Genomic DNA, 7,458 nt, shown 5'->3' on the forward strand with positions numbered 1-7,458 from the left:
TAAATATTCCAACGGCAATGACGAGCGGCATCCGGCGCCCGTTCCTGGCGACGACCGCTTTTTCCTCTATGGCAGATTCCGCAGCATCCCCGCAGTCCAGGCCCCGGCGCGTCGCTTCGAAGAAGCAGCGGCAGGGCGCCGTCTCCACTGAAACCGAAAACAAACTGGCGCGCGCGGCGCGCTCGGCGCAACGCCTCGCGCAACTGAGCGGCGTCGCCCGCGACGACAGCACGCTCGACCTGTTCCCTGACGATCCAACCCGCGCGACGCTCGAGGCGATGAACATCGACGTCCGTCAGGGCACGCTGCACGGCTTCGAGTTGCCGGACGTGGTGCTGCAGGCGGTCGGCGCATTCGATGAACACATTGCGCTCGACAAGACAACGCGCCGCGCACCGCGTGCGGCGAAGCCGGATGTACCGATGCCGGTGAACGAGCAGTTGAGCGGGTTTGACGTCGAACCGTCGATGGCGGCTGCGGATGCGCCCGCCAGCAAGCTCGCGAACGGCGCCCCGGTTGTAGCAACGCCGAACGCCGAAGCAAACACCGACGACAAACCCACCCCGCTTTCGCGTGAGTCATCCGCGCCGCTGAGTTCGGCGATGGCCGCCGCGACCGTCGCGCGCAGCGTGACCGCATTGCGTCAAGCGGCTGAAGCGGAGTCGGCAGCGACGGCGGGCGCGGGCAGGCCGCAGCAGCGTTTCGCCGCGACCTTTGCGAGAGCCGCGACGGCATCGCGCGATGCGACTGCGGCTGCGATTCCAGCGTCGTCCGCAACGTCCGCCACGACCGACGACAGTAGCGCGAGCCAGTTCACCATCGAGTCCGCGACGCGCACGCAGTCCGCCTCGCCAGAGGCTGTAACGGCGAAGCCGGACTACAAGCCCTCGACCACCGCGCCGTTGACGACACCGCGGCCCGCGTCCGCAGATAACCACACCGGATTCGCCACGTCATGGCGTGACGCGCGCCGCACCGACGCGGCCGCCGCCGCGCTACGCTCGGAACCGGAACTCGACCACGCGCGCGCCACCGCATTCGCCGATACGGTCGATGCGCTCTATGGCGTAATCGCTGATCAGCGCCGCGCCGCGACCGATCATTCGCGGCGCGTGAAATGGATGCTGTCGATCGTGGTCGGTGCGCTGCTGGTGACGGTGGCGATCGGCATCGCGCAGACGCTGCTGCTGATGCGCCTCACGCACGAAACGACTGCCCAGCAACAGCGCATCGAACAGATGATGCAGAACCAGCAAGCGGCGATGGTGAGCCTGCTCGACGCGCATACGGCGATGGCCGCGACGGCGAACGCGGCGTCCGCGCCCGCCGCCGTCACGACGCCCACCGCGGCGCCCCCCAACGCGCCCCTACAGTCCAGCGCTACGCCGACGCACGCGAGACGCACTCGTGCTCAGCACGGCCACCCGCCCGGGCGATGAATCGGGGATGTTGTCGCGATGCAACACCTCCCGGCCCAATGGCATCGCGACAACCCACCCCATCGAAATTTTGCTGCATTGCACTAGCTTTTTCCTAGGGGAAACCCCTATAATCATGACTAAGGGAAAACCCTAGCAATGCAGTCACTAACCGGGAGTCGCCATGAGCTTCATCTTTGCACTGTTCCAAAAGATCAGCGACCTCTTTGCGTCGCCTCATCTGCCGCTGGATTCGGACTATTCGTATGCGGCGCGTGCCCGCGAAGCGGAGCGTCTGCGCCGCGCGCAGTCCACGCTGTTCGGCATCAAGCTGACGGACTAGGTCCAGCCGTAACCGTCCTGAGCGCGACACGACGCGCTGGGGCGCGCACTTCGGGTGCATTATTCATCGAGCCACTATTCGCGAAATGCGGATCGTGGCTCTTTGTCTTTGGGGATTCTGTTACCGCGATGCACCATTGCGCGACGAGGCTGGCCTTGCCCGCACCAGGCCTGCTGCACTCGTCCGATTCCTTGCGAAATATTTCGGGGCCGAAATGAATGTAACCGGCTTTCATGCCGGTTCAGCGGGTCGAACGACGGTGCCGCCGCGTAAGCCTTGTTCAATGCAGTGAGAAGGCGAAATCGAGCTTCGATCATCCGCCGCCAACTATGAAATGCACGCTTACAAGTGCTAACGTCTCTACGCGATCCTGGCCGCTAAAGTGGGTCTCAAGCGTACGGCGTCTGGTTCGGAAGCGAATCGAACGATCCGGACAAACACGGACGCTGGCCTGGAATAAAACTTTGACGGGAGGTCATTATGAAAACCTTTGGCAAGGCATCGCGCTCACTGATCGCAACGCTGCTCGCGGGCGGCGCACTCGTCGCGGCTGGTAGCGCATTCGCGCAAGACCGCGTGATCGTCGAGCACGGCCCGGCGCCGGTCGTGTACGGTCAACCGCACACGATGCCGGTGGGCTTGTCGATCAACATCGGCTGGCACGGCGATCGTTACTGGGACGGCCACCGCTACTGGGCGCACGACGACTGGATGCGCCGTCATCCGCACGACTACGATCCGCACCATCGCGGCGGCTATCACGACGATCACCGCCCGCCGCCCCCGCGCTACTAATGCGGACCTGACCGCGCCGCAACAGGCGGCGCGCGTCCACGAAGCCGGCCTTCTCTCCGCGGGAAGGCCGGCTTCGTCGCATTTGGGCTTGCAGGTCCGACCGGGGTATTGCTGCGTGCTGCGCTATGCTTCGGGACTTTGATCGACGGTGGTGGGAGTGCGGGTGGACAAGACGACGCAGGATGTAGCGATAGGGGTGGTGGGCACGGGACTGATGGGTGTCGGCATTGCGACGCAGGCCGCGCTGCATGGATACCGGACGATCGTTCACGACGTCGATCCGGCCAGGCTCGCGAGCGTCGCGCCGAAAGCGCAAGCGGTGCTCGACGAGCTGATCGACGCGGGCCGGATCGATGATGCCGCCAAACAGGCAGCGCTCGCGCGCATCGAAACGCATGCGCAGCTCGATGCGGTCGCGCAAGCGCGCTTCGTGATCGAGGCGATTCCCGAGGTGCTCGAACTCAAGCATCGCCTTTACACGACACTGACCGGCCTGCTCGCCGACGATGCGATCCTCGCGAGCAACACCAGCGGCTTCCCGCGCGACCAGCTCGCCACCCCGCTGCGCGCGAAAGAACGTTTCGTGATCGCGCATTTCTGGAACCCGCCGCACATGATCCCGCTCATCGAGGTCGTGCCGGGCACCGAGACCGCCCCCGAAGTCGTGCAACAAACCGCTGCGCTGATGAGCGCGATCGGCATGGAACCGGTCGTGCTCGCGAAGGCGATTCCTGGTTTCGTCGGCAATCGGCTGCAGTTCGCGGTGCTGCGCGAGGCCTTGCATATCGTGCGTTCGGGGGCAGCAACGCCCGAAGTTGTCGATCGCGTGATGAAGGCTTCACTCGGACGCCGCTGGGGCATCGTCGGACCGTTCGAAAGCGCGGATATGGGCGGGCTCGACACCTTCGTCGACATCGCGTCGCATCTGATGCCGCAACTCGCAAAGGATGAGGACGTGATCGATCTGCTGCGCGCGCAGGTCGACGCCGGGCGGCTCGGCGTGCGCAGCGGCGCGGGTTTTCATGATTGGGACGAGGAGCGCATCGCGCGGGTCAAGGAGGGGCGCAAGCGCGTGATCGGGCGCGGCTAGTGCTGTTATAAATAGCCGTTCCGGACCTGCTTCTGCTCCCCTTTTTTGCGCTGACTATCACTCGAGTCTCAATTCATGCCTCACTACTTTTACGACCCCGCCGCCGGTCACGGCCTGCCGCACGATCCTTTCAAGGCGATCGTCGCGCCACGGCTGATCGGCTGGATTTCGTCACGCGATGCCGAAGGCTCGCTCAACCTCGCGCCGTACAGCTTTTTCGGCGCGTTCGCGACCTTTCCGCCGATCATCGGTTTTAGCAGCGAGGGCCGCAAGGACAGTCTCGCCAACATCGAGGCGACCGGCGAATTCGTGTGGAATCTCGCCACCCGGCCGCTCGCCGAGCAGATGAACCGCTCGTCGGCGCCGGTCGCGCCCCACGTCGACGAGTTCGCACTGGCCGGGCTCACGCCGGCGCCGGGCCGCAACGTGGCGGTGCCGCACGTGGCCGAATCGCCCGCTGCGCTCGAATGCAAACTGCTGCAGATCGTGCGTCTGCATGATGTCGACGGCAAGCCGATGGACAACTATCTGTCGCTCGGCCAGGTGGTCGGCGTGCACATCGACGAGGCGTATCTGAAGGACGGCCTGTTCGACACGCATGCCGCACAGCCGATCATGCGCGCGGGTTATCGCGCCGACTATGCGCAGATCGGCGAGATGTTCCAGATGATCCGGCCAACGGCCTGAACGCTCAGGACGTCGCGGACGGCGGTTTGCGCGACGACTGCCCGGACGGTTGGGCCGACGAATCGCAGTTGCCGCTCCCGCTTCCGCCTACGGGCGCATCCACCTCCACCCCGACAACGGAGGCCGCGACCGGCGCGGCCGCCGCGACTTCCGCCGCGGTCGCCGCGGGCACCGGCTGGATCGGACGCGCGCGCGAACTGACGAGCACCGCGCGCGGTTCGTTGTCGTAAATCACGGCCCGCACGCGCGGATAAATGTGCCGCTCCCAGCGACGTCCGCTGAACACACCGTAGTGGCCGACGCCCGTTTGCACGTAATGCGTCTTCAGATACGGCCGCAGACGATCGCACATGTCCTGCGCGGCGAGCGTCTGACCGACTGCGCAGATATCGTCCTTTTCCCCTTCCACGGTCAGCAATGCGGTGCGGCGAATCTTTGACGGCTCGACCAGACGCCCCTCGACTTCGAGCGCGCGCAACGGCAGCGCATGCTGCTGAAAAACCGTGTCGACGGTTTCCAGATAGAAGTCGGCGGTCAGATCCATCGTCGCGAAGTACTCTTCGTAGAACGTGCGAATCGTGTCGGCCTTTTGTGGATCGCCCTTGCCGCGCTCGTAGTACATCGTTTCGAACGACTCGGCGTGGCGGCCCGGATTCATCGCCATGAACGCGGCCAATTGCACGAAACCCGGATACACGCGACGCTGCGCGCCGGCAAAACCGAACGGCACCGCGCTGATCAGGTTGCGCTCGAACCACTCGATCGGCCGGCTCCTCGCCAGTTCGTTGACGCGCGTCGGGTTGATGCGCGTGTCGATCGGGCCGGCCATCAGCGTCATGCTGGCCGGCTGCGCGGGATGGTCGTCGGCGGCCATCAGCGCGACGGCGGCTAGCGCCGCGACGGTCGGCTGGCAGACAGCGAGCAGATGCGTGCCGGACCCGATCGTCGCGGTGAAGTCGATCACGTGGCGCACGAATTCGTCGAAGCCGAAGCGGCCCTCGCCGAGCGGCACGTCGCGCGGATTGTGCCAGTCGGTGATATAGACGTCGTGCTCGGGCAGCATCGTGCGCACGGTTGCGCGCAGCAGCGTCGCGAAGTGTCCCGACATCGGCGCAATCATCAGCACGCGCGGCTGCGGCGTTGAAAGCACGGCGTCCTTGCGAAAGTGCAGCAGCGAGCAGAACGGCGTGCGCGCGACGACTTCCTCGATCACCGCGACCGGCTCGCCTTCGGTGACGACGCTGTCGATGCCGAACGGCGGCCGCGTCGGCGTGAGTCCGCCGAGTATCAGCAGTTCGCAGGTCGCGCGCAGCGAGCGTCCGTGGGGCGTAGCCGCGAATGCGGGCCACGCACCGAGCGAGTGGTTCGCCAGCGCCGCGCCGTGTCGCAGCGGCAGCAGCATGTCGGCGCAGGCCTGATAGGCGGGATAGGCGAACAGATTCATACTTTCACTCGAATGCGCCAGAAAAACAGGAACCCGAATAAAAGCAAGCGGTGCGCCAGGCGCTGGCGCGCGTCGCCCGGTGTGCCGAGCTATGTCGCGGCATGTCTGCGTGCGTCGGCATATCACTTGCATGCGTAGGCGAAACGGGCCGGCCTTGCCGCGCTTTGGTGCGCGCGCGCACCGTGGCGTGCATGAGTGCAGGCACGCGCGGCGCGATACCGGATCTGGAGGACACACGCATGGGAAATACTACGCTCACGATTAGCAGCAGGAACTATTCGTCCTGGTCGCTGCGCGGCTGGCTGCTGACGAAGTTCAGCGGCTTGCCGTTCGAAGAGCTCGTCGTGCCGATCGACGACCCCGCGACGCGCGCCGAACTACTGCTGCTATCGCCGTCGATTCTGGTGCCATGCCTCGTGCACGACGGCGTCAAGGTCTGGGACACGCTGGCGATCGCCGAATATCTGAACGAGCTGAAGCCGCAAGCCGCGCTGTTGCCGCACGAGGTCCGCGCCCGCGCGCATTGCCGCTCGATCTGCGGCGAGATGCATTCCGGGTTTGCGTCGTTGCGCTCGGCGCTGCCGATGAACCTGAAGGCGCATTTCCCGGGCTTCAAGGTCTGGGCGCGCGCGCAGTCGGATATCGAGCGGATCGTGACGATCTGGCGTGAATGCCTGAAGGAGTACGGCGGCCCGTTCCTGTTCGGCGAGCGGACCGCGGCGGACGCGATGTACGCGCCGGTGGTCACACGTTTCGTGACCTATGACGTGCAACTCGATCCGGATATCGTCGAATACGGGCAGCACATTATGGCGCTGCCCGAAATGCGCGAGTGGATCGCGCTCGCGCGGCAGGAGGTCGAGGAGATCGACGAACTGGACGTGGAGTTCTGAGCGCTGCGGGCGTCGTGCGCCGGCGCCCGCAGCAAGCAGATCCGTTAGCCGCGCTCGCCTTCTAGCTTGAACACGCTGACCAGTTGGGCGAGCCGCGCAGCCTGCTCGCGCAACTCGGCCGCCGCCGTTTCCGCATCGACGACGATCGTCGCATTCTGCTGCGTCGCCTCGCCGATCTGCGTGACCGCCCGGTTGACCTGCTCGATGCCGCCCGACTGCTCGCGCGACGCGACGTTGATCTCGCTCATGATCGCGCGGACCTGACCGACCTGAGTGACGATTCCCTGCATCGTCGCGCTCGCTTCTTCGGCGATGCGAAAACCGCTGTCGACGTTCGCGCCCGACGCCGCGATCACCCCCTCGATCTCCTTCACCGCGGCCGCGCTGCGCTGCGCGAGCGCGCGCACTTCCGACGCCACGACCGCGAAACCCTTGCCGTGCTCGCCCGCGCGCGCCGCCTCGACGGCCGCGTTCAGCGCGAGGATGTTGGTCTGGAAGGCGATGCCCTCGATCACCGTCGTGATCTCGGCGATTTTCTGCGACGAGCGGCCGATCTCGCCCATCGTCGACACCACGCGTTCGACCGCGCGGCCGCCTTCGAGCGCGGCGTCGGCGGCTTGCGTGACGAGCGTGTTCGCTTCGGTCGCGTTATCAGCGTTCTGCTGCACGGTCGATGTGATCTGCTCCATGCTCGCGGCAGTTTCCTCGAGGCTGCTTGCCTGGGTCGCGATGCGCCTCGCGATGTTGCCGCTGCCGGCGGCGATTTTCTCGGTGCCCGCCGACATCTC

8 protein-coding genes are annotated in these 7,458 nt (G+C 65.6%); 6 read left to right on the forward strand and 2 right to left on the reverse strand.

Annotated elements, in window-relative coordinates; all coding sequences use genetic code 11:
- Window positions 1–68: 68 nt before the first annotated feature.
- The 5 genes from AB3X89_RS12290 (at window position 69) to AB3X89_RS12310 (ending at window position 4,333) form a co-directional block, all read left to right on the forward strand.
- Complete coding sequence (locus tag AB3X89_RS12290) at window positions 69–1,439, forward strand: hypothetical protein (RefSeq protein ID WP_368583507.1); 1,371 nt, start codon at window positions 69–71, stop codon at window positions 1,437–1,439.
- A 163-nt stretch (window positions 1,440–1,602) separates the two neighbouring features.
- Window positions 1,603–1,761 carry a hypothetical protein gene (locus tag AB3X89_RS12295; protein WP_176107149.1) on the forward strand — a complete coding sequence of 53 codons (159 nt, stop codon included), beginning with the start codon at window positions 1,603–1,605 and terminating at the stop codon, window positions 1,759–1,761.
- A gap of 480 nt (window positions 1,762–2,241) precedes the next feature.
- On the forward strand, window positions 2,242–2,556 hold the full coding sequence (locus AB3X89_RS12300) for a hypothetical protein (protein WP_368583508.1): 315 nt from the start codon (window positions 2,242–2,244) through the stop codon (window positions 2,554–2,556).
- 214 nt (window positions 2,557–2,770) lie between these two features.
- The gene (locus AB3X89_RS12305) at window positions 2,771–3,646 is read left to right on the forward strand and encodes a 3-hydroxyacyl-CoA dehydrogenase family protein (RefSeq protein ID WP_368583519.1); all 876 of its coding nucleotides are present in this window, start codon (window positions 2,771–2,773) and stop codon (window positions 3,644–3,646) included.
- 75 nt (window positions 3,647–3,721) lie between these two features.
- Complete coding sequence (locus AB3X89_RS12310) at window positions 3,722–4,333, forward strand: flavin reductase family protein (RefSeq protein WP_368583509.1); 612 nt, start codon at window positions 3,722–3,724, stop codon at window positions 4,331–4,333.
- A 4-nt stretch (window positions 4,334–4,337) separates the two neighbouring features.
- On the opposite strand, the gene AB3X89_RS12315 is transcribed toward AB3X89_RS12310, so the two are convergent.
- Complete coding sequence (locus AB3X89_RS12315) at window positions 4,338–5,777, reverse strand: polyhydroxyalkanoate depolymerase (RefSeq protein WP_368583510.1); 1,440 nt, start codon at window positions 5,775–5,777, stop codon at window positions 4,338–4,340.
- 239 nt (window positions 5,778–6,016) lie between these two features.
- On the opposite strand from AB3X89_RS12315, the gene AB3X89_RS12320 reads away from it, so the two are divergent.
- Window positions 6,017–6,670 carry a glutathione S-transferase family protein gene (locus AB3X89_RS12320; RefSeq protein WP_368583511.1) on the forward strand — a complete coding sequence of 218 codons (654 nt, stop codon included), beginning with the start codon at window positions 6,017–6,019 and terminating at the stop codon, window positions 6,668–6,670.
- 44 nt (window positions 6,671–6,714) lie between these two features.
- Here AB3X89_RS12320 and AB3X89_RS12325 read toward each other — a convergent pair.
- On the reverse strand, window positions 6,715–7,458 hold a 744-nt coding region (locus AB3X89_RS12325; RefSeq protein WP_368583512.1), incomplete at its 5' end, for a methyl-accepting chemotaxis protein.

The sequence above is a fragment of the Paraburkholderia sp. BR14320 genome (genome assembly GCF_040948665.1).
GTDB classification, from domain to species: Bacteria; Pseudomonadota; Gammaproteobacteria; order Burkholderiales; family Burkholderiaceae; genus Paraburkholderia; species Paraburkholderia youngii.

Bases quoted from the DNA above. Each gene is read 5' to 3' on its own strand.
- AB3X89_RS12300 (WP_368583508.1), top strand. From the start codon at position 2,242: ATGAAAACCTTTGGCAAGGCATCGCGCTCACTGATCGCAACGCTGCTC.
- AB3X89_RS12305 (WP_368583519.1), top strand. From the start codon at position 2,771: ATGGGTGTCGGCATTGCGACGCAGGCCGCGCTGCATGGATACCGGACG.
- AB3X89_RS12290 (WP_368583507.1), top strand. From the start codon at position 69: ATGGCAGATTCCGCAGCATCCCCGCAGTCCAGGCCCCGGCGCGTCGCT.
- AB3X89_RS12320 (WP_368583511.1), top strand. From the start codon at position 6,017: ATGGGAAATACTACGCTCACGATTAGCAGCAGGAACTATTCGTCCTGG.
- AB3X89_RS12310 (WP_368583509.1), top strand. From the start codon at position 3,722: ATGCCTCACTACTTTTACGACCCCGCCGCCGGTCACGGCCTGCCGCAC.
- AB3X89_RS12315 (WP_368583510.1), bottom strand. From the start codon at position 5,777: ATGAATCTGTTCGCCTATCCCGCCTATCAGGCCTGCGCCGACATGCTG.
- AB3X89_RS12295 (WP_176107149.1), top strand. From the start codon at position 1,603: ATGAGCTTCATCTTTGCACTGTTCCAAAAGATCAGCGACCTCTTTGCG.